Raw genomic sequence first — 26,482 nt, 5'->3', positions numbered from 1 at the left:
ATATGGAATTGTGTTCTTTTTCGCTTGTGAATGTTCGTAAACGAATATTACAATCGAGTGAACTGTTCGATAGTGCACCTATGTGTGCGGAAACAAAAACAACACGAGCAAGTAGGTTAATGATTATGGAGCGTATTCAGTCCGTATTCGCCCGGGAAATTCTGGATTCCCGCGGTTTTCCCACAGTGGAAGTGGATGTTGAGTTGGGAAACGGCGTGGTCGGACGCGGTCGGGCGCCGTCGGGCGCCTCCACCGGTTCCAGGGAGGCCCTGGAAAAAAGGGACGGTGATCCTGATCGGTACAATGGCAAGGGTGTGCTGGGGGCTGTCGAAGCGGTTAACCGGCACATCGCACCAGCGATTGAAAACCGGGTGGTGTTTGACCAGTTGGTGATTGATCGGCTGATGCGCCACCTGGACGGCACCGATAACAAGTCCGGTTTTGGTGCAAACGGCATTCTCGCCGTGTCCCTGGCGGTTGCCGATGCCGCCGCCAACTTTCGACAGCAACCGCTGTACCGCTATCTGGCAGAACTCTATGGTTGCTCCGGTCCGTGTGTGTTGCCGGTACCCATGATGAATATCATCAACGGCGGTGCCCATGCAGACAATACCGTTGATCTTCAGGAATTCATGATCCAGCCGGTCGGAGCGCCCAGCTATAGCGAGGCATTGCGAATGGGTGTTGAAACCTTCCATGCACTGAAATCACTGCTGACCGAGAAAGGCCTTTCCACCGCCATTGGTGACGAAGGCGGTTTCGCGCCGGATCTGCGCTCCAGCGACGAGGCGTTGGATCTTATCCTGGAAGCGGTCGTCAGGGCGGGTTATCGGCCGGGCACGGATATCGTGCTGGCTCTGGACTGTGCCGCGTCCGAGTTCTATCGCGATGGCCGCTACGAGTTGTCCGGAGCCGGAGCAAGCTTTGACTCCGCCGGCTTTGCCGATTATCTGCTGTCGCTGGCGATGCAGTACCCCATCGCGTCCATCGAGGACGGTATGGATGAGGACGACTGGGATGGCTGGAAGCTGCTGACCGAAAAGCTGGGGGAACGGGTGCAACTGGTAGGGGATGACCTGTTCGTGACCAATGCGTCACTGATCGCGGATGGCGTGCGGAAGGACATCGCCAATTCGGTTCTGATCAAGTTCAACCAGATAGGCACCCTCACCGAAACCTTTGAAGCTATTGGAACGGCACAGGATGCTGGCTACACCGCGGTTATATCCCATCGCAGTGGTGAAACCGAGGATACGTTTATTGCCGATCTGGCAGTGGCAACCAGAGCAGGTCAGATCAAGACCGGTTCCCTCTGCCGCTCTGACCGTGTCGCCAAGTATAACCGGTTGCTTCGTATCGAGCAGGACCTTGGCGCCCACGCTTTCTATCCCGGTGTTGGAGCCATTCGCTGTGCCCTGGATACCTGATACGTCGATACGAGGAATCACAGGAGACAAACCATGAGAAAACCCATTCTGATTGCGAACTGGAAAATGAACGGCAGCCTGCACTCCAACCAGGCGTTGCTTGTGCGGATGCTGGCAAAGCTCCGCCCCTTTCGCAAAACCATTGATATGGCCATTTGCCCGCCGTTTCCCTATCTGTTCCAGGTGCGGGACCTGCTCGGGTACACCGGCATTGCACTCGGGGCGCAGAATGCCAGCCGTGCGACGTCCGGTGCACACACCGGGGAAGTAAGCGCCACCATGTTGCATGAAATGGGGTGCCGTTACGTATTGGTCGGGCATTCGGAGCGACGCGCGCTTTACCACGAGTCCGACGATGATGTTGCTGCCCGGTTTCAGCAGGTGCTCTCAGCTGGGCTGATACCGGTGATGTGTGTTGGCGAAACGTTGGAAGAGCGGGAGCAGGGGTGGACGATGAAGGTCGTTCAGCGACAGCTGCAGACGGTGATTGACCAATGCGGCATGTCCGGCCTGGCTGGCAGCATCGTTGCCTATGAACCGGTCTGGGCTATTGGCACCGGCAGGACCGCTACCCCGGAGCAGGTGGCGGACACCCACCGGGCTATCCGCCAGTTTCTGGAGAACTGTGAGACAGGCGCAGGGCAGTCCGTGCGCATTGTTTATGGTGGCAGTGTGAAAGCGGCCAACGCGGTGGCTCTGTTCTCGTCACCCGAAGTGGATGGCGGCCTGATCGGCGGGGCGTCCCTGCAGGCGGACGAGTTTTCGAACATTGGCGCGGCGCTGGCAAACACGGTTAACCCTGTGACATCGACGCTCACCTAGAGGTTGAGCGGCTGTCCGGCTTCCTTGCGTCTGGCTTCCCATTCCTGCCGGGTCTGGGCGGCCTCATCGCCGGGCATGGAGTCGATGATCTCGAAGTAGTCAGCCGAGTACTCGTCTTCCATGATCTGATTGCGGGGCTTAACCCTCACAACGTAGACCGTCTGGATGTTCTGGTGGTCGAAGTCGCGCCAGTACTGCTCGTCCTTCAGGAAAGTGTACCGGTGGCCTTCCAGGGCTCGAATAAGCTGGCGTGTGTCCGTGGTACCGGTCCTTTCCACGGCATCCTTGTACTGGTAGACGATGCTGTAGGCAGAGGCCGCCGCGGTGGAGGGGCGCATCTCGTAGCGGCTTGAGAAGGCCTCTACGAATTCCTTACCGCGAGCGTAGTTGTACTGGTAGGGAACGCTCCACACCCAAGGCGATCCGCCAACGACCCCTTCCATAATGGTCGGGCCTACCTGGCGGGCCATGCCGAGCGTGAGGTTGGGTACCACCACCTGCATTTTCTTCGTCAAACCCATTTCGTAGGCGACGTTCAGCGCACGCACCATGTCGTCGCCAAACAACACCATCATCAGGACCTTCGCGCCACTTTGTTCCGCCTGTTCCAGAGCCTGGCGAAAATCCGTAATTAACGCGCGAGGGAAGGGTGTCTTAACGCCCTTGTGAGCGTCGGTGTTTTCGGTATTGGTGAATTTCCGGACCGATTTCTCTACCGACCAGCCCCAGGTGTAGTCTGCCGTGATGTAAAAGTATTCGTCGCCGGCATGCTGGGTATTGAGATATTGGCTCAGTACCTTCGCCGTCATCCAGGCATTATAGGGTTCGCGAAACATGTGACTGTGGCCGGCGGCGCCGGTGGTGGCGTTGGAGTAGGTCAGGGTTCCGAAGTAGATGCGGTTTCGGTCCCTTGCAGCTCTGCCGGAGGCAATGGCTACTGCGCTGGAAACGCCACCGAATACCATTTGCACCCCTTCGCGGTCGATCAGCTCAGCGGTGTTTTTGGCGCCCTTGTCCGGTTCGCCGGAGGTGTTGCGTATCGCCAGTTCCACTTCGCGGCCCATGATGCCGCCGGCCTTGTTGATTTCATCGACGGCCAGGAAGGCGCCCAGGCGTTGTTGCAGGCCCTGGTCCTTGTAGCGGCCGGTCTGCGGGTAGTTGAGCCCGATTTTCAGGGTTTCCGCTGCAACGGGAGCCGTCGCCAGCAGGGTCAGTAACAAAGAGAGAAGCAGCTTCTTGCAGAGCATTGGCACAGGCCTCCTTGGTCGCGCCGGGCCGGTAACGCGGGCCCTGATATTGTTGTTGTGGATCAGGACCAGTGTCGCGGCTCTCTGCAAAAGCAACAATCGGACGAAGGTGGAAGTTGTGTAACGAATTGTCAGGCGTTGACGGACGTCACAACGCACTTCCGGGTCAGGCAACTGCGGTATTGCGAACCGATTCCAGAAGCCGGTACCAGAGGCCCCGTGGCATAGGGCTTCGAGCGCCATTGAGCGCTGAGTGAATACGCTCGGGATTCATGGAGCCCAGCACGGGTATGGGCGTTCCGGGAATCTGTCGTAACCAGGCGATAGCCAGGCCGGTGTCATCCAGACCGGTTTCTTCCCGAGCCTCTTCCATCAGCTCTGCCGGGATTCGGTCCGCCAGGCCACCACCACCCAGCGGAGACCACGCCAACCAGCGCAGTCCATCCGCAAGATGAGCTTCAAGGGTGCCATCGAACAACGGATCGGTGTGGAGCAGGGATAACTGGCTTTGATTGCACACCAGTGGTAGCGCGGTGTTCCGGGCCAGCCATCGCCATTGCTCGGGCAGGAAGTTGGAGACGCCGATCTGGCGAATCTTACCCGCGGACACCGCCGCTTCCAGCACTCGCGCGACGTCCTCGGCCTGCATCAACGGATCAGGACGGTGAATCAGAAAGGTGTCAATCTGTTCTACCGCCAGTGAGGCGATGGCCTTGTTGATCGCGTTCTCCACATAATCCGCTTCGGCCCGGTAGTGTTTTACCCGCCACTGCGAGGTGTCCCGGTCGGCCGGAACAATGCCGGTTTTGGTGATCACCTGCAGGTTTTGGGCCAGGGCCGGGTGAGCACGTAATGCATCCCCGAACAGCCGTTCACACTCGCCACCACCGTAGATGTCGGCATGATCGAACACGTTCAGGCCGTCATCCAGCCGCGCGGCAATCCAGTCCGCAAGCCGGGCGGGTTGCGTGAGGCTGGGATGGTCATGGAGCCGCATCATTCCCAGAATCAGGGGTGTTTCCGGTGTGAATCCTGCTGTTTGGGTGTTTTGCACGATTACTCCTTGCCGAAGGCGATCACCACCCGGTCGTCGCCGTGGGTTCTTGAAAAGACGTAGGGTTTGGTACTGAGTTGTTTGTGTTCCCCGGCACCAATTGCCGGGTGACGTGCCCGGAACTGGCCCAGCTTTGTCCAGTGGGACAGGACCGGCTGTGCCGTGCCATTTTCGATGTCGGCCCAGTTCATGTCTGAACGGGTGCCCTGGTGGCCATCAGATCCCGTGGGCCCGAAAGCGCGGCCGGATTCGTCTCCGTAGAATATCTGACTGGTGCCTGGTGTAAACAGCAAGGCGGCGGCGACCCGCTTCTGCATCGCCGGTTTGTTGTCGGCAATGCGGCTGAACAGCTGGGTGTCGTGGGATGAGATATAGCTCATGACGTTGAAGGGTTTGTCGCCGTGCATCTTGTCGGAATACTCGCTGTAGATGGGCTCCATGGCGGGCAGGCAAGCTGCACCGGCCTGGGCTTCCTCCTGCAGGTCAAAGTTGATGACGGCGTCGAATCCGGCATCAAAGTAGCTGCTTCGGGTCACTGTATGGGGGAATACCTCCGCGACCATCCAGAATTCCTCCGCTGGTAACGGCTGGCCGGGATTATTGGCGCGATAGGTGTCCAGTGCATCCTGAGCTTTGGTTTTCAGTTGTTTCCAGGCTTCCGGCTCCACGTGCTTGGCGGTGTCCACCCGGAAACCATCAACACCGAACTCGCGCACCCAATCGGTCAGCCAGGTGACCAGATAATCCCGGACGGTGGCGTCTTCAAGCTGTGTGGCGCGGGTGTTTTCCTTGTTCTGCAGGAAAATGGGCAGGTCCACCGCTTTATCGGATTCCGTCTTGAAATCCGGCAGGAAGGCGAGGGAGCCCCGTACCGGATCAATGGAGGCTTTGGGCGGCGTGTCGTAGTCGCCGATGCCGGCGCGAACCCAGTCCTTGCCCCACCAGTTGGCCCAGCCCGGATGATCGTAGTCGATCAACGCATGGTAGGCGTGGAAGTTCTCCCAGGATTCCGGTCGCCAGTCGCCCCATTGTTCGGGCAGGTGCTTTTCGAAGCCTTCGCGCAGCCCGCCAACGTTGAAGGTCTGCATATCCTGAAGGGTGGCGTAGCCCGGGTGGTTCATAACCACGTCCATAACCACGCGGATGCCGCGGGCATGGGCTTCTTCCACCAGGGTGCGGAATTCCTCGCGGGTGCCGAAGTTGGCGTCAGGGCGGGTGAAGTCCAGAGCGTAATAGCCATGGTACCCATAGTGTTGGAAGTCCCCCTGGTCACCACCGCCAACCCAGCCATGAATCTGTTCGAAGGGTGGGGTGACCCAGACAGCGTTGACGCCGAGATCCTTCAGGTAGTCCAGCTTCTGTGTCAGGCCAGCAAAGTCCCCGCCGTGGAAGGTGCCGATTTCATCCATGCCGTCGGGCTTGCGACCGTAGTTCAGGTCGTTGTCGGTGCGGCCATTGGCAAAGCGATCTGTCACGGTAAAGTAGACGGTTGCGCCCGCCCAGGTGAAGCTCTGCTCCGGAGCGTCCACGGCTTCCAGCAGTAACAGGCCTTCGGCGTCCGGGGCCGGGGTGAGTGTGACCTGGCCATTTATCACCTGTGCCTTGTTGCCACTGTAGTAGTCTCGCACCCAGTCGCCGTCTTTGAAGGCATTGCCGACGGTAACGGTCATCTCTGCCTGGGTGGCGGTGCACATCCCGCCGGTTGAAACAGCGCGGTTGTCCGAGGGTGGGGCGGCGGTCTCGAACTGGCCACCGGCGCAGCCGGCAAGCGAGAGGCACGTCACAAGACTGGCGGTAAACCTGATTTTTTTCGGGGTCTGGCTCATGCAATGGGCTCCGGTTCCATTTATTGTTGTGGTTATCCAATCAAACCAGACCTGAACGGTGGGTGGTAGACGGAATTCACTACGCCTCACTACTCCCCCGTTCTACGCCTCAGGGAATGAAATCAGGGCTGATGCCAGCAACAGCAAATTGCAACACAGTTCGGTTACTCGCAATAAAAAGATTTGCGTTCAGCCCGCCCGGCCAACCTCGTGTCAGGGCGGACAACAAGAATAAGGCAGGAACAAGCAGAGGAAACACCTGATGAATCGTCGAACTTTTATCCGTAGTTCACTCGCAGCTTCCATTGTTGCAGCAACCTTTGGCATGTCCGCACCGGCTCACGCCGAGATCGAGGAAGGCAAGCTCCTGGTCTGGATCAATGGCGACAAAGGCTATGATGGCCTGCAGGAAGTGGGTGACTGGTTTACCGAGGAAACCGGCATCCCCGTTGAAGTGGCTCATCCAGACAGCGCCACTGACAAGTTCCAGCAATCCGCCGCCACGGGCAATGGCCCGGACATCTTTATCTGGGCCCATGACCGTTTCGGCGAATGGGCGCAAAGCGGCATCATTTCCGAGGTCAAGCCGTCACAGCGTGTTATCGGTGAGAACTTCGATTTCACCTGGGATGCTGTGACCGTCGATGGCAAGATGTACGGTTACCCCATGGCCGTCGAGTCCATTGGTCTGATCTATAACAAGGATCTGGTGCCCGAGCCGCCAACCGCCTTCGAGGACATTCCCGCCATTCACAAACAACTGGCGGAAGATGGCAAGCGCGCCATCCTCTGGGACTACAACAACACCTATTTCACCTGGCCAATGATTGCCGCGGCCGGCGGCTATATTTTCGCCCAGAACGAAGACGGCAGCTATGACGTCAAGGACACTGGCGTGAACAACGAAGGTGCCATGAAGGGCGCCAACATGCTCACAACCCTGATTGAAGAAGGCGTGATGCCTCGCGGTGCGGATTACAGCGCCATGGAGTCCAGCTTCAACAAGGGCGAAACGGCAATGATGATCAACGGCCCATGGGCCTGGGGTAACCTGGAGAAGAGCGACATTGACTTTGGCGTTGCCAAGTTGCCCACCGTCGATGGCCAGCCCAGCAAACCCATGGTTGGCGTGATGGCGGCGACTCTCAATACGGCCAGCCCCAATAAGGACCTGGCGGTAGAGTTCCTTGAGAACTACGCGCTGTCCGTCAAAGGCCTGAAAATGGTGAACAACGATGTTCCCCTGGGAGCCGTGGCCAACAAGGAATTTATGGACGAACTGTCGTCCAACCCGAATATTGCGGCGACGTTTGAAAACGCCCAGTTGGGTGAACCCATGCCGAGTGTGCCTGCCATGGGCGCTTTCTGGTCCTCCATGGGGCCGGCTCTGCAGAACATCACATCTGGAAGACAGCCCGTTGAGGACGCCCTGAACTCAGCAGCACAGCGCATTACCCGGTAATGCCCCTGATGGGAGTGTCGTCGGCCGCCGTGCCGATGGTTCTTCCAGCCGTGCTGACCTGTTGTTGTAAACCTGCCCTCGCCAGACGTTGGCGACGGCTTTAAACGGGCTGACTACAATGATAACGGAAACCCTGTCCTCCCCCGGAACCGAAAGCAGACTTCCAATGACCCGAATGATTCTAAAGTGGGGTGCCCTGGCCGCATTGGTAGGCATGGCGCTCTACCTGATACTGGCATTGTATGCCCAGCAGGAGTTCGTGTTCGCGATGCTGTTCCTGGTGCTGACGGCATCAGCGGTGTTTGTGTTCGTGAACAAGAAACTCTACGCCCATCGCTACATTTTCCCTGCAGTAGCCGGTATGGGGGTGTTTGTTATTTTCCCGCTGATGTACACGGTTGGTATTGGCTTTACCAACTACAGTGCCAGCAACCTGCTGAGTTTTGAGCAGGTGAAGGACAACCTGATGGACCGGACCTACCAGTCCGATTCCGTCCGCTATAACTATGAGCTTTTCAACACCGATGCCGGTTATGTGATCTACCTTGAGGGTAAGCACCAGAACCTGGTTTCGGCTCCGCTGGCGCTGGACGGTTCCGACACCAGCGCGCCGGTCTTACCCGCTTCGGATAAGCCGGCTGGCGAGCCGCTGGCCATTCGCGACATTATCCAGTTGCGATCGGAACTGTCGGAGCTGGACCTGCTGACCGAAGACGGGCGCGAGCTGAGCATGGCCAGCCTGCGTGCCTTTGCGGCCATCAACGCCCAGTTCACGTTGCACGACAACGGCAGCATCACCAACAACCAGACGGACGTGACCTACTTTCCGGACCACGACACCGGCTTCTACCGCAGTGCGGAAGGTCAGACACTGTCGCCGGGGTGGACCGTGAACATCGGCTGGGACAACTACCTGAAGGTGGTGTCCGACCCGAGCATTCGCGGGCCGTTCTTTGAGATCTTCGTATGGACGCTGTCCTTTGCCGTGGCAACCGTGGTGTTCACCCTGGCGCTCGGGCTGTTGCTGGCGAACCTCCTGCAGTGGGACCAGATTCGCGGAAAGGGCTTCTACCGCACCATGCTGATCCTGCCTTATGCGGTACCGGCGTTTATCTCGATCCTGGTGTTCAAGGGCCTGTTCAACCAGAACTTCGGTGAGATCAATCTGGTACTGGAAGGCCTGTTCGGATTGCGGCCTGACTGGTTCAGCGACCCGGCGCTGGCGCGAACCATGATCCTGATCGTTAATACCTGGCTGGGCTACCCCTACATGATGTTGCTCTGCATGGGCTTATTGCAGGCGATACCTCGGGATCTCTACGAGGCCTCCGCGATGGACGGGGCAGGGCCGGTGAACAACCTGTTCAATGTCACCCTGCCGCTGATCATCAAGCCATTGATGCCGCTGTTGATCGCAAGCTTTGCGTTCAACTTCAATAACTTCGTCCTGATTGCGCTCTTGACCGGTGGCGCGCCCGATATTATCGGCGCAAGCACACCTGCGGGCACCACAGACCTGTTGGTGAGCTACACCTACCGCATCGCGTTCCAGGATTCCGGACAGAACTTTGGCCTGGCGGCTGCGATTGCCACAGCCATCTTCCTGGTGGTTGGCGCCCTGTCGCTGATCAACCTGAAACTGTCCAAAGTCAAAGTGTAAGGAGCTACCCATGGCAATGGTTCAACCCCGCTCCACCAAGTATCGCGTTCTGGCGTCCCATCTCGGGATGCTGGGCTTTATCGTGATCATCCTGTTCCCGCTGCTGATGGTGATCTCCATCTCCTTCCGCAGCGGTAACTTTGCAGCCGGCAGCCTGCTGCCGGAGAACCCTTCGCTGGAACACTGGTACCTGGCGCTGGGCATTCCCTACACCGGGGAGGACGGCACGGTCACCCAGCCGCCGTTCCCGGTATTGTTGTGGCTGTGGAACTCCATCAAGATCGCAGTGATCTCCTCGGTGATGATCCTGGCTCTCTCGACCACCAGTGCCTACGCCTTCGCCCGCATGCGTTTTGCAGGCAAAGGCTTTGTGCTCAAGTCGATGCTGATCTTCCAGATGTTCCCGCCGGTGCTGTCTCTGGTGGCGCTGTATGCCCTGTTTGACCAGATAGGCAACCATGTGAGCTGGTTGGGGCTGAACACCCACGGTGCTGTGATCGTGGCCTCGCTCGGCGGTATGGCCTTGCATATCTGGACCATCAAGGGCTACTTCGATTCCATCGACCGCTCCCTGGAAGAAGCCGCCATCGTGGATGGGGCAACCACGTGGCAGGCGTTCCGCTACATCCTGCTGCCGTTGTCGGTACCGATCCTGGTGGTGGTGTTCATCCTGGCCTTCATCATGACCATCATGGAATACCCGATGGCATCCGTGCTGCTGGTGGACACCGACAAACTGACCCTGGCGGTCGGCGCGCAACAGTACCTGTACGAGCAGAACTACCTGTGGGGCGACTTTGCCGCTGCCGCTGTGCTCTCCGGGCTGCCCATTACGCTGATCTTCCTGTACTGCCAGAAATGGATTGTTGGTGGGCTGACAGCCGGCGGCGTCAAGGGTTGATGCCGCTGGACTGAATTGAACGTTCTCCTACGCCGCCACGGAGGATCCCGGGCGGCCCTTCCGCGAGAAATGCGTCTTCCTTTTCCGCACTTCGCGACCCGGTCAGGCTAATACCCCCCCCCCCTGCTGACCGGGCTTTTTTGATTCCCCTGTCAGCCCCCAACCACAACTCGAGCATTATCTGTCCGCTGAACAGTGGCGGAGGTCCTCCCGAAACACGCTGTGAATACGTCCGTGTACGCTCGGCTACGCCATCCATGGCTCCGCACGGTTTCGGGAGGACCTCCGCCACTATTCAGCTACCTTGGAAATAGTCGATAAACCGGGTGTATTCACAGCGTGTTTCGGGAGGACCTACCAGCCTGTTTGGCGGCCAGGCCAGGCCAGACCAGATTAGACGATACTGAAAGGGCAAAAAAAGGGGCCGGTACGTGACGGAACCGGCCCCTGAAAATGTGTCAGAGCAGATCAGAAATCAATGCAGGGTTCCCGGTAAAGCCGGGGGCAGGCGTTGCCGTCTTCGCGGAACAGGTGGCACTTGATGGCCTTGATGCCCAGGGTGACTTTCGAGCCTTCCTGGACGGGGTCGCTGCCGTCGGTGCGCATGGTGATCACGCCATCCACGCCGTTCACGTCCATATGCACCAGGGTCTGATAACCCAGCCGCTCCACGACGGTGACTTCGCCGTCCAGGTACATATCCGCTTCTTCGTCGTTGCTCAGATGCTCGGGACGAATGCCCACGGTGACAGATTCACCAGCGGCCAGCTCATGGCCGTTGATGGGCAGTTCGAGAGAGTGTTTGCCGGGCATGGTAACGGTTACGGACTGGCTGCTGGCACTCTCCACGGTGCAGTCGATGAAGTTCATCTTCGGGGAACCGATAAAGCCTGCCACGAACCTTGTTGCGGGGTAGTGGTAGAGTTCCATGGGCTTGCCGACCTGGGCGATGGTGCCGTTATCCAGGGCAACGATCTTGTCGGCCATGGTCATGGCTTCCACCTGATCGTGGGTGACGTACACCATGGTGGCGTCCAGCCGCTTGTGCAGGCGGGAGATCTCGATGCGCATCTGCACCCGCAGGGAGGCATCGAGGTTGGATAGGGGCTCATCGAACAGGAATACCGTGGGTTCCCGAACGATGGTGCGGCCAATCGCAACCCGCTGGCGTTGACCACCGGACAGATCCTTGGGTTTGCGTTCCAGCAGGTTGTTCAGTTGCAGCAGTTTGGCGGCGTCGTTAACGCGCCGGTCAATCTCGGCCTTGTCAGTCTTGGCGAGTTTGAGACCGAATGCCATGTTTTCCGCCACGTTCATGTGGGGGTATAGCGCATAGGACTGGAACACCATGCCCACTTCCCGTTCCTTGGGAGGCAGGTTGTTGACCTTGTCGTTGCCGATGTACAGGTCGCCAGAGGTGATGTCCTCCAGCCCCGCGATCATTCGCAGCAGGGTGGATTTGCCGCACCCGGAGGGGCCGACAAACACCACAAATTCACCGTCGTCGATATCCAGGTTCACATTGCGGGTGACCTGGGTTTCGTCATAACTCTTGCAGATGTTTCTTAATGTGACGCTGGCCATAACGTATGTCTTCTTGTTTGATCTGTGAAAGCGGACTCAGAGTGTTGCAATCTCCACACCCCAGGGCTGAAGTTCCAGCTCCCGGTCATTCCAGGAACCGCCGACAAAATCCGGCGCGCCGCTGACTCTCTGGCCCGCGGCCGGAGCTGTGATTCGAACTTGCTGATCAGTCAGGTTCAGGGCGACCAGGAAAGTGGCGCCTTCATAAGTCCGGGTGTAAACCAGAGTGTTTTCGGGGCTGTCCAGAAACTCAATGTCGCCCTTCAACAGTACCGGTTGCTGTGCACGCCAGCCCAGGAATGTACGGTATGCCTGCAGGATGGAGTTTTCCTGTTCGTGCTGGACGGCCACCGCGGCACTGTAGTGTTCATCATAAACCGGTAGCCAGGGGCGTGCATCGGAGAAGCCACCATTGGCTTCTTTGTTGTGCCATACCATGGGTGTACGGCAACCGTCCCGGCCTTTGTATTCGGGCCAGAAATTGATGCCATAGGGATCCACCAGGTCTTTGTATTCCAGCTCCGCCTCGGTCAGCCCCAGTTCTTCGCCCTGATAGATGCAAACGCTGCCACGGAGTGTCAGCAGCATTGCCATATAGGCTTTCAACTGTTCGGGCGAACCCGCCTGCCAGCGGGTAGCAACCCGTGAAACATCATGGTTGCCGATGGCCCAGCAGGGCCAGCCGTCGGTCAGTTTTTTCTCGATGGAGTCGACGGTCTTATGGAAAAAGTCGGCTCCATGCTGTTCTGTCAGCAGATCAAAGGAATAGGCCATGTGCAGCTTGTCGCCGCCACTGGTGTATTCCGCCATGGTCTGCAGGGAGTTGTCGTCGCCGATTTCCCCAACGGTAGTCGTGCCGGGATACTGGTCGAGCAGGGCACGCAGGCGCTGCAGAAAGGCCAGGTTTTCCGGGCGGGTCTTATCGTATTTGTGGAACTGGTATGCGTAAGGGTTTTCCTTGCGTACACCAATGGAGCCTTCAGCAACGGCGTTGCTGGGCGGATTGTCCCTCAGTTCCGGATCGTGGAAGCAGAAGTTGACGGCGTCCAGGCGGAAGCCGTCAACGCCGCGGTCCAGCCAGAATTTTACGTCTGACAAAACCTGTTCAACCACGTCCGGGCAGTGGAAATTCAGGTCCGGCTGGCTGGTCAGGAAATTGTGCAGGTAGTACTGCTTGCGGCGGGTATCCCAGGCCCACGCGGAGCCGCCAAACACCGACAGCCAGTTGTTGGGTGGGGTGCCGTCGGCATTCGGGTCTGCCCACACGTACCAGTCCGCTTTCGGGTTGTCGCGGCTGGCGCGGCTTTCAGTAAACCAGCGATGCTGATCGGAGGAATGGCTCAACACCTGGTCGATCATGATCTTCAGATCGCGTTTGTGGGCCTCGGCAATGAGTTCATCGAAGTCCTCAATGGTGCCGAATATCGGGTCCACTCCGCGGTAGTCAGAGACGTCGTAGCCAAAGTCCTTCATCGGCGAGGTAAAGAAGGGTGACAGCCAGATTGCATCCACGTTGAGGCTGGCGATGTAATCGAGTTTGGCAGTAACCCCAGGCAGGTCACCAATGCCATCGCCATTGGAATCGTAGAAGCTGCGTGGATAAACTTGGTAAATGACGGCTCCACGCCACCAGTCCGGGTTTTTCATCATCTTGCCTCGCTTAACACCCTGGCGGTGAAAGATTGTTATTGTGAGAGCGGAGAGCATCCGCTGGAATAGCTTTCATGCATAGTGCGACGATGCTCCCGGCTGTTCATCCTCCTGACGCACTTTTTATTGGCGTAGACGGGGGGATGAGGGGGGCGTAGAGGGGATGAGTCAGGGGCTGGCATCAAAACAACGATCAAACACAATTATTGAAATGAGGGTGGGTGGTGAACAACGGATGGTTATATAAGGGGGCAGTTGCACGGACGTTGGCGTGGGGTATGGCCATGCTGCTGACTGTGGCCATGCCGGCCCAGGCCGAATGGGTACGTGTGAGCGGTACGGCAATGACCACCGCCATAGAGATGGAGTTCTGGACCGAGGATCCGGCCGTGGCCAGCGAGGCAGGAGATGCCGTGCTGGCTTTGTTCGACCGTATCGACCGTCAGATGAGCCGTTACCGGGAAGATTCCGAACTGTCCCGGGTTAACCGCGAGGCGGCCAACGGACCGGTGGAGGTGAGCGACAGTCTCTTTACGGTGCTTCAGCAGGCGCTGAGGATTTCTGAATTGAGCCATGGCGCCTTCGACATCAGCTTTGGTTCCATCGGCTACCTGTACGACTTTCGCGCCAGACAACAGCCCTCCGATGAAGAGCTGGCGGAAGGCTTGGCAAAGGTGAATTACAGATCAGTAGTGCTGGACCCCAGTGCCAATAGCGTCCGATTCCTTGATGAGGGGGTGCGGCTGGATCTGGGTGGCATTGCCAAGGGGTATACCGTTGACCGTGGTATCGACATCCTGAAATCGTTCGGCATTCGTCATGCCCGCTTGAGCGCGGGGGGAGACCTGCGGCTGCTGGGTGATAAGCGCGGCAAGCCTTGGATCGTGGGTATTCGGGACCCCCGATCTGAATCACGCAACGCTATGGTTTTGCCACTGACCAACGTGGCAGTGTCGACATCAGGCGATTACGAACGCTTCTTTTTTGACGACAACAACGAGCGTGTCCATCACATTCTCTCGCCCGCGACTGGAAAACCGGCAAAAGGCGTGCAGAGTGTGACCATCCTCGGCGACGACAGCATCACAACCGATGGCCTGTCCACGGCGGTCTTTGTGCTTGGGGCGGCCAAGGGGCTTGAAATGGTCAATCGGTTGAAGGGCATCGACGCCGTCATCATTGATGAACAGCGTCAGGTGCATTATTCGGACGGGCTGATGCCACCGGAAAGGGAGTGATGCAAAAGGGGTGTGCGACCGGGCCCGTAAGCCCGGTCACGCCGGGTCACACAATCGGTTCGAGGGCGATGAGCCGATCACGGCTGTTTTGATTCCCGAGGCCATGATTGGGGAACCGATCGGAGTTCTCGAACATGCCTTGTTCCCCATGCAGGGCCATGTAGTTGAGCAATACCGTCTGCACCAACTGGTTTACGTTGTTGGCCGCAGGGCTCGAGGCGGTTTCCACGGAGGCGTCCGAGCGCATAAAGCCGATCTGGTTGGTGAGGGCAGTGGGTTGGCCTGCCGGGCTGTAGACCAGGAAGAAAGACGCAGCCGTCTGCTGGTTGTCGCCTGTCCACTCGCCTTTGCCGCGCCCGGCCATGGATTCGTCCAGCCGACCATTGCTTGATACGGAGCCGTCGCTGAACACGTACAGCATCAGCGGCGTGCCCGTCCGGTGGGCGTATTCCAGGCAGGCACCCATGCAGCGGCCCGCCAGGTAGTCCCGCTCTTCACCGGTGCCACGCTCGCCAGTGTGGTAGTCATAACCACCCAGCGTAACGGTACCGGCACCGGCGTAGCCATTCTGGACCAGTTTCATAACGGCTGCTGTTTTGCGGATTTCCCGGCCCAGCCGCGAGTTTTCGTTGAACTGGGCTTCGGTGAAAATGCCACCCACGATGTCCGTATCCTGAGATGGATCGATAGAAGACGGATCGGCAAAGCGTTCGGTCAGGTCTGCGCTTTTAACATAGCCGCAGTTGACGAGGTCCTTCACCACATCGTCTCTGGTGACAAGTGTGGTATCGACATTGTCCAGTTTCTTGCGGCTGATGCGCTGGATGGACTCCATCACGGCGACGGCATCGTCCTGATCCAGAATGGCGGTCAGGTCGCCCACGTCCACCAGCCCCGAAACATCGCTCGGGCGGTCAATCTTGGTGGGGCGTACTTGAGGATTGATCAGGCTCATGGGCGCCATGGAGTTGCCGCCACTTTCTGAGCTCTGCGAACCCACAAGTGTGAGTAGTTCACCGTCAGCGCCCGCCTTGCTGATGCCGTACATCGGGTTATGGGGGTTATTGCCGGTGTCGTTCTCGGAACGGGCGGCAATGATGGCGCCATTGATGAAACCACGGGCGGCAATCGACGTGCTGTCTTGCATGCCCCGCAGGAAACCGCTGTCGGAATGGAACGCCAGGCCAAACTCCTGGTTCACGAAGGTCGGGTCGTTGGGCAGCATCGTGCCGGGCAAGCCCAGCTTGTTGTAGCCGGCCGTGCTCAGGAAGTCGAACTGGCCACCGGATTTGCCCATCAGCACATTCGAGCCGGCGATGTTGGCACCGCCGGCGAGGTCAAAGCAGATAAAGGGAATCTTGCCCGCGCCTGCGGAGGCGATGCCGCAGGATTCTTTCCAGTCCTCAAGGTCCGGAGACAGCGCTGCAGCCGCCTGTCGTGGATTGGCGAACAAGCTGAACACGGATGCGCCACAGAGGGTGGCTGCACCGGTCATAAAGCCCTGCGCGATGAACTCGCGTCGGGTTTTCGGTCTTGAGTGATCGCTGTGCAGGAGAGGTTGATCCGTCGCCAGTGCACGTTTGCGAGAAGGTTTGATATACATGGTCAACGTCCTCTACTGGATCAGTGTCACTGCACTGCCCAGTACGGCTGCGCAGCTTGCTTTGACAACGGTTTCGGTACGGCCGGCTTCGCAACTACCACCACAGGTGGTGAGTCGTCCCATCAGCGCGTCCAGCTCGGCTTCAATGTCCGCATCACTCGGTTGTGTTGTCAGGCTTGTGCCGACGAACTTCTCCATCAACGGCGTTTTGATGAGATCCCGGCCGGCGTCGTCAAACGCAGTGCTCGCATTCTCGCCAAAGTTAAAGCCCGGGAAGAAGGCGTTGCGGCGCGTGGTATCCGACACCAGAACATCACAGTACTGGATCGCCATCTGGGTAATCGCCATCTGATGGGATGACAGGAAGCCTTCAAGGTCCTCCACGGTCGGTAACTGCTGCTTAACCGTAGTGAATGTTTCGGCGACGCCCGGCTGGGTGGTCGGAATACCCGTCACCTTGGACATGGACGCATTCACTTCGTCAAACGTCTTCAGGCCGATGGCGGAGAATTCCGTGCTGCCGGTTTCTGGTGGCTGCGTCGGGGCAGGGCCTTCCACTCGAACGTCAACATTGTCGCTGCCCAGTTGTTCAAAGGTCAGGAAAAACTGATCGTTTTCCGGGCCTTCTTCCAGCGCGAGAACCGTGCCGAGTCTTGACAATGGCTGGCCGGAGCCTGCTACGTAATCACTGGCATTCAGTGTTAGATCCAGGTTGGCAAACGACTGGCCTACAACCACTTCGCGGCCGTTGATACCTATTCTCATGCCCTTCAATGGTATACCCGATGGAGACTGAGTCTCGTCGAGACTGATGAAGAACGGATTTGAGAACAAATAGCCGTAGTTGTCGAACTGGCTGACCTCAAAGACGATAAAGCTTTCCGGCATATCCACCAGGTGGGATACGCTGAACAGCAGGAAGAACTTCTGGCCAACGCCCACGTCGTAGTTGGCGGCAACCTGCTCTGCGGTGAGGGCACGGTTGTGGATGGCAAGCATCCTGACCGCGCCTTCCCAGGGCGATTCACCGTCCGTCTCATTGCCCAACACCAGGGCGAAACTGTCGTCCCAGTCGGTCAGCAGGCCGGCGGAATCCGGGTCGACATCACCGGAGGGTTCGCCATTCACAAAAATTTCGCGGCCACCGTCCGGTGAAAAGTTCACCACCACGTGTTGCAAGGTCGCCTGCAACAGCATGGGGTTGGCTTCGGTCAGCATTGGATCGTTCTGGTCGGTGGTGGTGCTCCGATGCAGGAACTCGTAGCTCTGCATGTCCTGGCCCAACGTGAAGTTCCGCGCTGTCGAGGAGCCGGAGTAGGTCACGATGCGGGAGTCTTCCTGGGTGATGTTGCCGGGCACAACCCACGCTTCGATGGCGTATTCGCCGGAGGCGGTCAGCAGGGTGTGCAGCTTGCGGCTGTCGGCAGTGGAGCCTTGAGCCTTGCCGGCACGGATCATTTCGCCTTCTTCGGTTTCAAAGGCAGGGCCAATATCAATACCCCAGCCGCCAACCCAGCCAACGTTGCCGCTGAGCGTGAGGTCCAGGGGTGGGGAAATACCGCTGGTATCAAAGGCCGTTGGGCCGTCGCCTGCTTTGAATTCGTAAAGCGCGATGACGTTGTCTTCGTATCGGCCGCCGGCATTGGCCAACAGACCGTCGTTGGCGAGGTTCAGTGCCTTGCTGGTCACCAGGTTGGACGGGATTGGCTCCGGATCCCCGAGGCGATCAATGAAGGCCTGGATTGCAGCCAGCATCTCTGTGGCAGAATCGAGGCACTCAGCATCCCAACAGTTATGACGGTCGTCTCTCAGCCTTTCTACGAGCCTTGAAGAAGCTTCATCGGTAAGTATCCATTCATCGGTGACCGGATCTTTTCCGTCGTTCAGATCAATGCGGCTTTTGGACTGATCGTACGCAATGCCGACATTGGAGCTTGCAATGTAGGGTGTCTGGCCGTTGCTGGTGTGGCATTCGCTGCAGTACTGGGTTAGTACTGGGTAGACGGTGTTTGCAAAGTCGTTGGTGTCTGACGGAAAGGTCAGTGTGTTGTTCACGTCCTGGATGTTTGGAGCGCGAAGTTCGACCGTTTTAACCGACCCCTCCGAGCCACCCGCCCAGTTTGAAATGTAGACCGTCAGCAGGTCGGTACAGGCAGTGACGGACGTCGTCCAGCAGTTGTGGCCACCCGCTACCTTGGTCACCATCTCGGACTGGGACGGGTCGGACAGGTTAACAATGGTATTGGCCTGGGCGTAGGCAATGTTGATGTCGCCCTCATGCACAAACTGTGGTGACTGGCCGCCGGCATTGTGGCAGGCGCCGCACTTGTTCTGGCCAGAAAGCTCATCCCACACGCTGCGCTTGAAATTCAGTACATCGTCGCTGGCGGGGGGCGGGCCACTATAGCTAACGGTATTGGAGCCGCCGCCGGTGTTCGGAAGGGCTTCGGTAGACTCGCCACTGTTACAGCCCGCAAGAAAGAGCAGGGCGGCAAAAACGGAGAACAGCGCAGCGGGGGCTCGGGTTCCTTTACTGATTATGGTTTTCATAATGTCCTATTCCCCCCGGCAATACGCGGCAGATTCCGCAAAGGCAGTTTTGAGGTTGTACCCGCTGCGGAAACTCGTAACGATTTCGCTAATCTTTGAACGATCGCTATCGTTTGAAGGCTCTCGCAGGCAGACATTGCGGAATACTTTTTTCACCTGGCACTGGGCAAAGGCGTCGGAATTGGCAAACTCCCGCCCCAGGCTCTTGGCGCCGTTGCCGGAGCCGGGCAGGGAACCATCCCAGCCCAGGCGCCGATTGGTGCCGGACCGCCAATAGTTGTCCCAGCCATCGTCCGGCGTCACGTATCCCTGTTCAAAGGTGGTTGAATTGATGTGGTATTTGGCGACAACGCGGGTACCCGTTTCCGGGTCCACGTCGCTAACAGAGTTGTAGATCAGCCTGCCCAGTTCGCCGTCAGGGTCCGTGTCCGCGTTGTACTGGTAGTCGTAGTAGGCAAAGGCCTGGGTCATGGGGTCCATGCCGGTATGACAGCCAACGCAGTTGCTGAGGAATACCCGGCTGTCGCCACCCGGGCTTCGCGACACATCCTGGCGGATGCGGTCCGGTGGCAGGGATACGTCCGCGACCTGCTCCAGGTCATTGCACATGTGGTTGAGCAAGGTAAACCGAAACATGGCGCGGTTGGTGCCCGCGCTGAAGAACGCCCTCGCTGCGGCCCGGGAGGTGATCACACCGGCCGTGGCTCCCGTGGGCAATTCGGAGTTCAGGCTGGACTGTGTGGTTTGCTCCAGCACGTTGTCATCACTGAGGGAGTAACCGGAGCGCTCAAGGTCCTCATAGTTGTCGTTGTTCGACGTTGAGTATGCCGAGATGCCGTTCAGGCTGGCGTTGCCCACATAGAGTATGTCGTCATATAAGACGCGTCTAAAATCATGATTATCCCTCACAATACCGATGACCGTCGCCGTGTAATCATTCAACGGCACGAAGGGAGACATCGCCTCATTTGTCCATGGTGCAACGAAATTTTTGAGGGTAACATCGTAAAACGCTGGATCTTCCATGGCCGTGTAGGCGGCAGAAACGGCGCCTGACGCACCATTGTTGGTTATGTTTGCCGCCATCTGATCGAGTACCTCCGGAGACGGAGGAACACCGGCGATGCGTTCATGGATGCGTTTTGCCTGGTCCCGCGGGCCAGCGCTTGCGATGGTAGCGTGCGTTCCGACCAAAGCCAGCAGGACAGTGAGTAAAAATGTCCTCTTTATAAGTTGCCGGGTCGTACATAAGACTGTCATGATCGATTCCCTCGATTTCGTTAGCATTCGCACATTAGTACCATTTTACAATTGATTAAAGTCTAGGCGAGCTATTAACTGCGGTTTTGAGTGCTGCTCCACGTTATTACATAGCGTTACGTAAAAGGCTTGGAGCACAGGCCCCGTCTCGACTTAGCGTATGTAAATGGATTTTCAGGCCAAACAGGGTTCGTTGGTGGTGAATAAACATTACGAAAATAAAATGTTCTCTTGCGTCAGTGGGTTACGTTTCCGTCTCGCTGTCCTGGGCCGGGTATTCGCGCTTCTTCCTGTCGCGCTGGCCGCAGGGTGTCTCCAGAGCGGCGACAGTCAGTCCAGTGACCCTGTGGTTGTTGAGAATCCGGTCGTCTTTGTAAAACGCCCCTTGCTTTTCGATGAGGACAATGGCGCGCTCATCGGTGACAACCTTGCCGAGCCTGCAGAGTTTCGTCCCGGCGCTCGCCTGTTCCTGAAGGATCGCGCGTCTCCCGACGCGCCGTCGCGAGACATCACTTCATCCGCTTTTCCGGGGCCGCTTGGCTACGACGTCAAGGATCTCACCGTCTCTTACGATGGTACTCGCGTTCTCTTTGCCATGAGGGCGCCGGAGATTGAAGACGCGGATGAGGACGAACAGCCAACCTGGAACATCTGGGAGTACGACGTATCTTCAGGCACTCTCCGGCGCGTTATCGAATCCAACGTCACCGCCGAAGCAGGGCAGGATATCGCGCCTGCTTACCTGCCTGATGACCGCATTGTCTTTTCCTCCACGCGGCAACGGGTGTCTCGCGCGATTTTGCTGGACGAGGGCAAGCCCCAGTATCCGGCGCTTGACGAGGAGCGCGAGGTTCCGGCCTTTGTCCTGCACGTGATGGATGCTGACGGGGACAACATCGAGCAGATCACGTTCAACCAGAGCCACGATCTGGACCCATTGGTAACGGACGAAGGCGCCATCGTATTTAGCCGCTGGGACAATGCCGGCCAAACCCAGGGCAACGGATTCAACCTCTATAACGTCAATCCGGACGGCACCGGGCTCAGTTATCTTTACGGCCGCCACTCTCATGGCTCTGTCAGCGATGACGTCAACATTGAGTATCTGCGCCCGCAGGCGACGGATTCCGGTCGACTTCTGGCTCAGCTCCGTCCCACCGAAACCAACAACTTTGGGGCGGTTCCGGTTGAGATTGATGTCGAACGTTATGTAGAGGCGGGCATCCGCGTTGACGGCAATCCCGGCTCGGCGCAAACGCCGTTGGTCAGCGGGTTGTCCCTTGGCAATGAGATCTCGCTGCGCGGAAACTACAGCTCGGTATCCCCGTTTCTGGATGGCACACGTCGCTACCTCGTTAGCTGGAGCCCATGCCGGCTGAGGCTTGCCACTGGCAATGGCGACATCCTCAACTGCACGCAGGAGCGGATTGCCTCGGGCGCCTATCGGGCCGCCGCTCCCGTTTACGGGTTGTGGTTGCTTGATATGGCGTCCGGCACCCAGCGCCCGATTCAGTCGCCCGAGGAAGGCCAACAGTTCGACGAGGCGGTACTGATGACCGAAAGGTCCCTGCCGACGTTTATTCCTGAATCGCAGTTCTCAGGCGATGCGGCGACCCTTGCAGAGGATGGTCTTGGCATACTGCAGATCCAGAGTGTCTACGACATTGATGGCGTTGATACTTCTCCGGCGGGTATTCGGCAGACAGCCGATCCGGCGATTGTTTCTCCGGACAACCTTCCCAGGCGCTTCCTTCGACTCGAAAAGCCGGTCTCAATTCCCGATGAAGAGGTCAGGGACTTCGACAACACCGCATTTGGGCGCAGCCAGGCGCAGTCGATGCGGGAAATTCTCGGCTACGTGCCGGTCGAGCCTGATGGGTCGGTTCGGGTGGCAGTGCCCGCCAACGTCGCGTTTGCCATCAGCGTGTTGGACGATGAAGGACGACGGATTGGCCCCCGTCACCAGAACTGGTTGAACGTCAGGCCCGGAGAAACCCTGGCCTGCAGCGGTTGCCATAACCCTGGCAGCGCGGTGCCTCATGGTCGCCCGGATGCGGGGCCAGCCCCAGTCTACGCAGGCGCGCCAACCACCGGCATCGAATTCCCGAATACCGACCCCGCTCTCTTCGCAGACATGGGTGAAACCATGGCGGAAACCTGGGCCCGGATTAACGGAATCCGTCGCCTCGGGCCGGACGCTGTCTATGTCGATCAGTGGACAGACCCCGGTGATGCCAGCCTCACACCGGGCACAGCCTTCTCGTTGAGTTATGCGGATCTTGAAACGCCCGCGCCGATCCGTCCTGAGTGCGCCGATGACTGGCGCGCCGCCTGTCGGACCGTTATCAACTACGAGCAGCATATCCATCCGCTGTGGGGGCTTGAGAGACTCGTTGACGACGGCAACGGCAACGTTGATAACTACACCTGTACCGGGTGCCACTCGAACACCGATGCAGCAGACGCAACACAGTTGCCGATTGCACAACTGGATCTGAGCGACGGCGCCTCCCCGGATGAGCCCGATCATTTCAAGTCCTACCGGGAGTTGATGTTTAACGACAACGAACAGGAGTTGGTCGGTGACCAGCTCGTTGACGTGCAGGTTGAATCCGGGGAGTTCCTGCGGGACGAAGATGGAGAGCTGATCCTGGACGATGACGATAATCCCATTCCCATCCTGGTGAACGTCAACGTGCCTCCCACCATGTCCGTCAATGGAGCCCGTGCCAGCGGCAACTTCTTCAATCGATTCCGTGCCGGTGGCAGTCACCAAGACTTCATGAGCCCTGCCGAGCTGCGACTCCTCGCGGAATGGCTTGATGTCGGTGGCCAGTATTACAACAACCCCTTTGATGCTCCGGCGGACTGATAGGACCCGAACTGTTAACCATGAGACTGGCCCTGATACTGCTGTTGATGTTAACTGCGCCCCTTTCCGCTGCCGCCGACTGGCTGTGGGGCGGTGCCGACGAGCCAATGCCCCAGGTTCAGGTGGCGGAACCGTTTGTGGAGTGGCGCACCGGCCCGGCTGTGGGTTATCCGGTGTTCCATACCAGCGAAAAGGGCGAGTGGCTGACGCTGCGCATGCGCAAGACGTCCTGGCTGAAAGTCACCGACCGTAAGGGCCGTGAAGGTTGGGTGCATGTGGACGATGTGCAACTGACACTGGATGGCGAAGGCGAGCAGGTCTCACTCAGTAATCCACGTTTTGATGATTTCAGCAGCCGCCGTTGGGAGGCGGGGTTGATGATGGGCGAGTTCGAGGGCGCGGCGGTAACTGCGGTTTACGGCGGATATCTCCTGACCCGCAACCTGTCGGCAGAGCTCTGGGGTTCGCAGGTACTGGGAAGCGCCTCTGAAATTCGCATGGTGAACGCCAACATCGTTCACCAGCCGTTTCCGCACTGGCGTATTTCGCCGTTCTTCACGCTGGGCGTGGGGCATATTTTCATCGAGCCCAAGGCCACCCTGGCGGACCCCGGAGACCGGGATAACAGCATTGGGCACGCCGGCCTGGGCCTGCGCGCCTATGTCACGGACAACTATTTTATCCGTGCCGAGGTCAAGGACTATAAGATTTTTACCAATCGGGCAACCAACGAAGAAGCAACAGAATGGAAAATCGGATTAAGCATATTCTTCTGACCGTCCTGCCGTTTGCGGGCCTGCTGCTGGTGCCAACTGCTGTCAGCGCCCAGGAGGACGACCGGCCATTGATTGAGCCGGATGTGCGGCCCCAGAAGGTCGACGAGGCGTTGATCGACACCGAGAACTTCGAGATCGGTGCGTTTGCCGGCATCATCAATATCGAGGATTTTGAGTCATCATTCCTGTGGGGCGGCAAGCTGACCTACCACCTCAGCGAAACCTTCTTTTTTGAAGCCAATGTGGGCTTTGCCGAAGGCGGAGAAACCAGCTTTGAAAAGCTCGCCGGGGACGTTCAGGTGTTGTCGGACGAAGACCGGGACTACCGCTACTACAACATCAATATTGGCATGAATGTGCTGCCCGGTGAGGCCTTCCTGACCGAGAACTATGCCTTCAATACCAACTTCTACCTGATCGGCGGGGCCGGTGCCACGGACTTTGCCGGTGACACCCGGTTTACCTTCAACGTGGGCGCTGGTTACCAAGTCTTGCTGACCGACAGCGTATCGATCCATCTGGGGGTGCGTGAACACTTCTACCGGATTGATGTGCTGGGCGAGGAAAAAACGTCCATGAATACTGAGGTCAGTGGTGGCCTCTCTGTCTTTTTCTGATAACAGGAGTCAATGATGACAACACGGTTTTTGGGATTGGCCCTGACCCTGGCGACGCTGGTTGGCGTTTCATCCGTTCAGGCCGAGGAAATGAACATTCCGGCGCCGGACTTCACTCTTGAAAGCCGTCAGGGCGAGAACCTGCGGCTACAGGATTTCCGTGGCGAAGTGGTAATGCTCAACTTCTGGGCGTCCTGGTGCGGGCCCTGTCGTCAGGAAATGCCATTGATGGATGACCTGTACGCTCAGTACAAGGATCTCGGATTCACCATCCTGGCGGTCAACGTGGATGAGAACCGAGACGAGGCACACCGTTTCCTGGACAAGGTGCCAGTCAGCTATCCGATCCTTTATGACCCGCAGAGCGATGTCAGCGAACAGTACGAAGTGCAGGCTATGCCGACCACGGTCATGATTGACCGCGATGGCAACGCACGTTTTCTCCATCATGGCTACCAGCCCGGCTATGAAGACGAATACGAAACGCAGATCCGGCAACTGGTGCGGGAATAGCTTGAGGCAGGTGAGTGTATGAACCCTTTCAAAGCAGTGATGGCATCGGCAATCGTGATCCTAATGACGGCGGGGGCGGCCGGTTGCAGTGACATCAAGCCCTGGGTGAAGCCCTATGAGCGGGACAAGCTCGCGGACCCGGTCATGAGCCTGAGCCGGCATGGAAAAGCGGACGCCTATATGCATCACGTGTACCAGGCCCGTGAATCCGCAAGGGGGGCGGAAGGCGGCTCCGGAGGTGGTTGTGGCTGTAACTGATTGCTCCCGGCTGTTCCCTGTGCTGGTAAAGGGGCTGGCGTGTGCGATGGCGTTTGTACAGATCGCCACCGCAGCAACGCTGCCGCAAGACAACGTGGATGTCCTTTATCATCGCTATGATGGCGGTGGCATGGTCATTGATGGCCCCTCCGTGCTGGTGCGCAAGAGCGTGGGCCCCCAGGTGTCGGTGTCCGGCCAGTATTACGTGGACATGGTATCCGCCGCGTCCGTGGATGTGGTGGCGCTGGCCAGTGAATACACCGAAGAGCGCACGGAATACACCCTCGGGGTGGATTACCTCCATGAGGACTCCATCCTGAGCCTGGGTTACACCAACAGCTCAGAGAACGATTACGAAGCCAACACCGTCTACTTTTCCGTCAGCCAGGAATTCTTCGGCGGCATGTCCACGGTCACCCTGGGTTATGCGCGGGGACAGGACGAGGTGGGTGTCAGGGGGGACGAATCGTTCAGCGAAGACGCTGATCGCCAGAATTACCAACTCGGTCTGAGTCAGGTCATGACCCGCAACAGCCTGCTGGGCGTTGACCTGGAAGTGGTGACGGACGAAGGCTTCCTGGAGAACCCCTACCGCCGAAATCGCTATATCGACCCGAACGACCCCACCAAATTTATTCTTGACCAGCCTGAGCGTTACCCGGAAACCCGCACCAGTTTCTCCGTGGCCACCAGGGCCCTGTATTACCTGCCTTACCGGGCATCGATTCGCGGTGAGTTTCGCTATTTCAGTGACAGCTGGGGCATTGACGCCCAGACCTTTGAGCTCGCTTACGTTCATGCCCTGAATCCGCGCTGGACGCTGGAGGGACGTGCCCGATACTACGTCCAGGATGAGGCGGATTTCTACAGCGACCTCTACGCCTTCGAAAACTCCCAGACCCACCTGGCGCGCGACAAGGAAATGAGTGCGTTTTCCGGCACTACCCTTGGTGGCGGCGTGGTGTACGAGTGGAAACAGACTTCGTTGCCGGGCATCCAGCGCCTACAGGCGAGCCTCTTGGTGGACTGGCTCGATTTCAGCTATGACAACTTCCGGGATGTCACTGTGTCCGGCGATTTCCTGCCGGGGCAGGAGCCCCTTTATTCGTTCGATGCCTTCGTAACCCGGGCATCGCTGATTCTTGAATACTGACCAGGTCGG

At 58.2% G+C, this 26,482-nt stretch carries 20 protein-coding genes; 12 read left to right on the top strand and 8 right to left on the bottom strand.

Going from position 1 to position 26,482, the window contains the following annotated elements; all coding sequences use genetic code 11:
- Positions 1 to 125 precede the first annotated feature (125 nt).
- Positions 126 to 1,427, top strand: coding sequence for a phosphopyruvate hydratase (gene eno / locus AAGD24_RS12670; RefSeq protein WP_085681988.1), 1,302 nt, complete (start codon positions 126 to 128; stop codon positions 1,425 to 1,427).
- Positions 1,428 to 1,460: 33 nt separating this feature from the next.
- Complete coding sequence (tpiA, locus tag AAGD24_RS12665) at positions 1,461 to 2,249, top strand: triose-phosphate isomerase (protein ID WP_085680147.1); 789 nt, start codon at positions 1,461 to 1,463, stop codon at positions 2,247 to 2,249.
- On the opposite strand, the gene AAGD24_RS12660 is transcribed toward tpiA, so the two are convergent.
- The 3 genes from AAGD24_RS12660 to AAGD24_RS12650 form a co-directional block, all read right to left on the bottom strand.
- Positions 2,246 to 3,496: an ABC transporter substrate-binding protein gene (locus AAGD24_RS12660; protein WP_085680149.1), complete on the bottom strand. Its 1,251-nt coding sequence runs from the start codon at positions 3,494 to 3,496 to the stop codon at positions 2,246 to 2,248. The genes tpiA and AAGD24_RS12660 overlap by 4 nt on opposite strands.
- Before the next feature lie 166 nt (positions 3,497 to 3,662).
- The gene (locus AAGD24_RS12655; RefSeq protein ID WP_226909930.1) at positions 3,663 to 4,550 is read right to left on the bottom strand and encodes an aldo/keto reductase; all 888 of its coding nucleotides are present in this window, start codon (positions 4,548 to 4,550) and stop codon (positions 3,663 to 3,665) included.
- 2 nt (positions 4,551 to 4,552) lie between these two features.
- Positions 4,553 to 6,376, bottom strand: coding sequence for an alpha-amylase (locus tag AAGD24_RS12650; RefSeq protein ID WP_379865310.1), 1,824 nt, complete (start codon positions 6,374 to 6,376; stop codon positions 4,553 to 4,555).
- A 262-nt stretch (positions 6,377 to 6,638) separates the two neighbouring features.
- Here AAGD24_RS12650 and malE point away from each other — a divergent pair, with 262 nt between their 5' ends.
- The 3 genes from malE (at position 6,639) to malG (ending at position 10,399) form a co-directional block, all read left to right on the top strand.
- Entirely contained in the window at positions 6,639 to 7,838 is a 1,200-nt protein-coding gene (gene malE / locus AAGD24_RS12645) for a maltose/maltodextrin ABC transporter substrate-binding protein MalE (RefSeq protein WP_085680153.1), read from the top strand.
- 166 nt (positions 7,839 to 8,004) lie between these two features.
- Entirely contained in the window at positions 8,005 to 9,498 is a 1,494-nt protein-coding gene (gene malF / locus AAGD24_RS12640) for a maltose ABC transporter permease MalF (protein WP_081899231.1), read from the top strand.
- A gap of 10 nt (positions 9,499 to 9,508) precedes the next feature.
- The gene (gene malG / locus AAGD24_RS12635) at positions 9,509 to 10,399 is read left to right on the top strand and encodes a maltose ABC transporter permease MalG (RefSeq protein ID WP_041335489.1); all 891 of its coding nucleotides are present in this window, start codon (positions 9,509 to 9,511) and stop codon (positions 10,397 to 10,399) included.
- 468 nt (positions 10,400 to 10,867) lie between these two features.
- Here the strand turns inward: malG and malK are convergent, their stop codons facing one another.
- A complete protein-coding gene (malK, locus tag AAGD24_RS12630; protein WP_085680157.1) occupies positions 10,868 to 11,983 on the bottom strand; it encodes a maltose/maltodextrin ABC transporter ATP-binding protein MalK in 1,116 nt (371 codons plus the stop codon).
- 36 nt (positions 11,984 to 12,019) lie between these two features.
- A complete protein-coding gene (locus AAGD24_RS12625) occupies positions 12,020 to 13,633 on the bottom strand; it encodes an alpha-glucosidase family protein (RefSeq protein ID WP_228209753.1) in 1,614 nt (537 codons plus the stop codon).
- 278 nt (positions 13,634 to 13,911) lie between these two features.
- Here AAGD24_RS12625 and AAGD24_RS12620 point away from each other — a divergent pair, with 278 nt between their 5' ends.
- Positions 13,912 to 14,871: an FAD:protein FMN transferase gene (locus AAGD24_RS12620; RefSeq protein WP_379865308.1), complete on the top strand. Its 960-nt coding sequence runs from the start codon at positions 13,912 to 13,914 to the stop codon at positions 14,869 to 14,871.
- A 46-nt stretch (positions 14,872 to 14,917) separates the two neighbouring features.
- Here AAGD24_RS12620 and AAGD24_RS12615 read toward each other — a convergent pair whose 3' ends face one another.
- Genes AAGD24_RS12615 through AAGD24_RS12605 form a run of 3 tightly spaced genes read right to left on the bottom strand, consistent with a single transcriptional unit; the run spans position 14,918 to position 20,110 of the window.
- Entirely contained in the window at positions 14,918 to 16,474 is a 1,557-nt protein-coding gene (locus AAGD24_RS12615; RefSeq protein WP_273623596.1) for a general secretion pathway protein GspF, read from the bottom strand.
- Between the two features lie 12 nt (positions 16,475 to 16,486).
- On the bottom strand, positions 16,487 to 19,024 hold the full coding sequence (locus AAGD24_RS12610) for a LamG domain-containing protein (RefSeq protein WP_379865306.1): 2,538 nt from the start codon (positions 19,022 to 19,024) through the stop codon (positions 16,487 to 16,489).
- Positions 19,025 to 19,030: 6 nt separating this feature from the next.
- On the bottom strand, positions 19,031 to 20,110 hold the full coding sequence (locus tag AAGD24_RS12605) for a hypothetical protein (protein ID WP_227517898.1): 1,080 nt from the start codon (positions 20,108 to 20,110) through the stop codon (positions 19,031 to 19,033).
- 397 nt (positions 20,111 to 20,507) lie between these two features.
- Here AAGD24_RS12605 and AAGD24_RS12600 point away from each other — a divergent pair, with 397 nt between their 5' ends.
- The 6 genes from AAGD24_RS12600 to AAGD24_RS12575 are packed head-to-tail and all read left to right on the top strand — an operon-like array spanning position 20,508 to position 26,473.
- Positions 20,508 to 23,156 (top strand): hypothetical protein, encoded by a 2,649-nt coding sequence (locus tag AAGD24_RS12600; protein ID WP_227517899.1) that lies wholly within the window; start codon positions 20,508 to 20,510, stop codon positions 23,154 to 23,156.
- A gap of 20 nt (positions 23,157 to 23,176) precedes the next feature.
- Complete coding sequence (locus AAGD24_RS12595) at positions 23,177 to 23,932, top strand: SH3 domain-containing protein (protein WP_075196258.1); 756 nt, start codon at positions 23,177 to 23,179, stop codon at positions 23,930 to 23,932.
- The gene (locus AAGD24_RS12590; protein ID WP_075196257.1) at positions 23,902 to 24,549 is read left to right on the top strand and encodes an outer membrane beta-barrel domain-containing protein; all 648 of its coding nucleotides are present in this window, start codon (positions 23,902 to 23,904) and stop codon (positions 24,547 to 24,549) included. Before AAGD24_RS12595 ends, AAGD24_RS12590 begins: the two co-directional genes overlap by 31 nt.
- 15 nt (positions 24,550 to 24,564) lie before the next feature.
- Entirely contained in the window at positions 24,565 to 25,062 is a 498-nt protein-coding gene (locus AAGD24_RS12585) for a TlpA disulfide reductase family protein (RefSeq protein ID WP_007153661.1), read from the top strand.
- An 18-nt stretch (positions 25,063 to 25,080) separates the two neighbouring features.
- Positions 25,081 to 25,320, top strand: a complete 240-nt coding sequence (locus AAGD24_RS12580) for a DUF4266 domain-containing protein (RefSeq protein WP_041334194.1) — start codon at positions 25,081 to 25,083, stop codon at positions 25,318 to 25,320.
- The gene (locus tag AAGD24_RS12575) at positions 25,307 to 26,473 is read left to right on the top strand and encodes a DUF3570 domain-containing protein (protein ID WP_083637249.1); all 1,167 of its coding nucleotides are present in this window, start codon (positions 25,307 to 25,309) and stop codon (positions 26,471 to 26,473) included. The genes AAGD24_RS12580 and AAGD24_RS12575 overlap by 14 nt, the downstream gene beginning before the upstream one ends.
- Positions 26,474 to 26,482: the final 9 nt, after the last annotated feature.

It is taken from the genome of Marinobacter sp. M5B, assembly GCF_042604615.1.
GTDB lineage: Bacteria > Pseudomonadota > Gammaproteobacteria > Pseudomonadales > Oleiphilaceae > Marinobacter > Marinobacter salarius.
The sequence above is the reverse complement of the archived record's forward strand: the minus strand, read 5'-3'. Positions and strand labels throughout refer to the sequence as shown.

What these genes read in the sequence shown, in the direction of transcription:
- eno (WP_085681988.1), top strand. Translation starts at nt 126, where the DNA reads ATGGAGCGTATTCAGTCCGTATTCGCCCGGGAAATTCTGGATTCCCGC.
- tpiA (WP_085680147.1), top strand. Translation starts at nt 1,461, where the DNA reads ATGAGAAAACCCATTCTGATTGCGAACTGGAAAATGAACGGCAGCCTG.
- AAGD24_RS12660 (WP_085680149.1), bottom strand. Translation starts at nt 3,496, where the DNA reads ATGCTCTGCAAGAAGCTGCTTCTCTCTTTGTTACTGACCCTGCTGGCG.
- AAGD24_RS12650 (WP_379865310.1), bottom strand. Translation starts at nt 6,376, where the DNA reads ATGAGCCAGACCCCGAAAAAAATCAGGTTTACCGCCAGTCTTGTGACG.
- malE (WP_085680153.1), top strand. Translation starts at nt 6,639, where the DNA reads ATGAATCGTCGAACTTTTATCCGTAGTTCACTCGCAGCTTCCATTGTT.
- malF (WP_081899231.1), top strand. Translation starts at nt 8,005, where the DNA reads ATGACCCGAATGATTCTAAAGTGGGGTGCCCTGGCCGCATTGGTAGGC.
- malG (WP_041335489.1), top strand. Translation starts at nt 9,509, where the DNA reads ATGGCAATGGTTCAACCCCGCTCCACCAAGTATCGCGTTCTGGCGTCC.
- malK (WP_085680157.1), bottom strand. Translation starts at nt 11,983, where the DNA reads ATGGCCAGCGTCACATTAAGAAACATCTGCAAGAGTTATGACGAAACC.
- AAGD24_RS12625 (WP_228209753.1), bottom strand. Translation starts at nt 13,633, where the DNA reads ATGATGAAAAACCCGGACTGGTGGCGTGGAGCCGTCATTTACCAAGTT.
- AAGD24_RS12620 (WP_379865308.1), top strand. Translation starts at nt 13,912, where the DNA reads ATGGCCATGCTGCTGACTGTGGCCATGCCGGCCCAGGCCGAATGGGTA.
- AAGD24_RS12615 (WP_273623596.1), bottom strand. Translation starts at nt 16,474, where the DNA reads ATGTATATCAAACCTTCTCGCAAACGTGCACTGGCGACGGATCAACCT.
- AAGD24_RS12610 (WP_379865306.1), bottom strand. Translation starts at nt 19,024, where the DNA reads ATGAAAACCATAATCAGTAAAGGAACCCGAGCCCCCGCTGCGCTGTTC.
- AAGD24_RS12605 (WP_227517898.1), bottom strand. Translation starts at nt 20,110, where the DNA reads ATGGCGGCAAACATAACCAACAATGGTGCGTCAGGCGCCGTTTCTGCC.
- AAGD24_RS12600 (WP_227517899.1), top strand. Translation starts at nt 20,508, where the DNA reads ATGTTCTCTTGCGTCAGTGGGTTACGTTTCCGTCTCGCTGTCCTGGGC.
- AAGD24_RS12595 (WP_075196258.1), top strand. Translation starts at nt 23,177, where the DNA reads ATGAGACTGGCCCTGATACTGCTGTTGATGTTAACTGCGCCCCTTTCC.
- AAGD24_RS12590 (WP_075196257.1), top strand. Translation starts at nt 23,902, where the DNA reads ATGGAAAATCGGATTAAGCATATTCTTCTGACCGTCCTGCCGTTTGCG.
- AAGD24_RS12585 (WP_007153661.1), top strand. Translation starts at nt 24,565, where the DNA reads ATGACAACACGGTTTTTGGGATTGGCCCTGACCCTGGCGACGCTGGTT.
- AAGD24_RS12580 (WP_041334194.1), top strand. Translation starts at nt 25,081, where the DNA reads ATGAACCCTTTCAAAGCAGTGATGGCATCGGCAATCGTGATCCTAATG.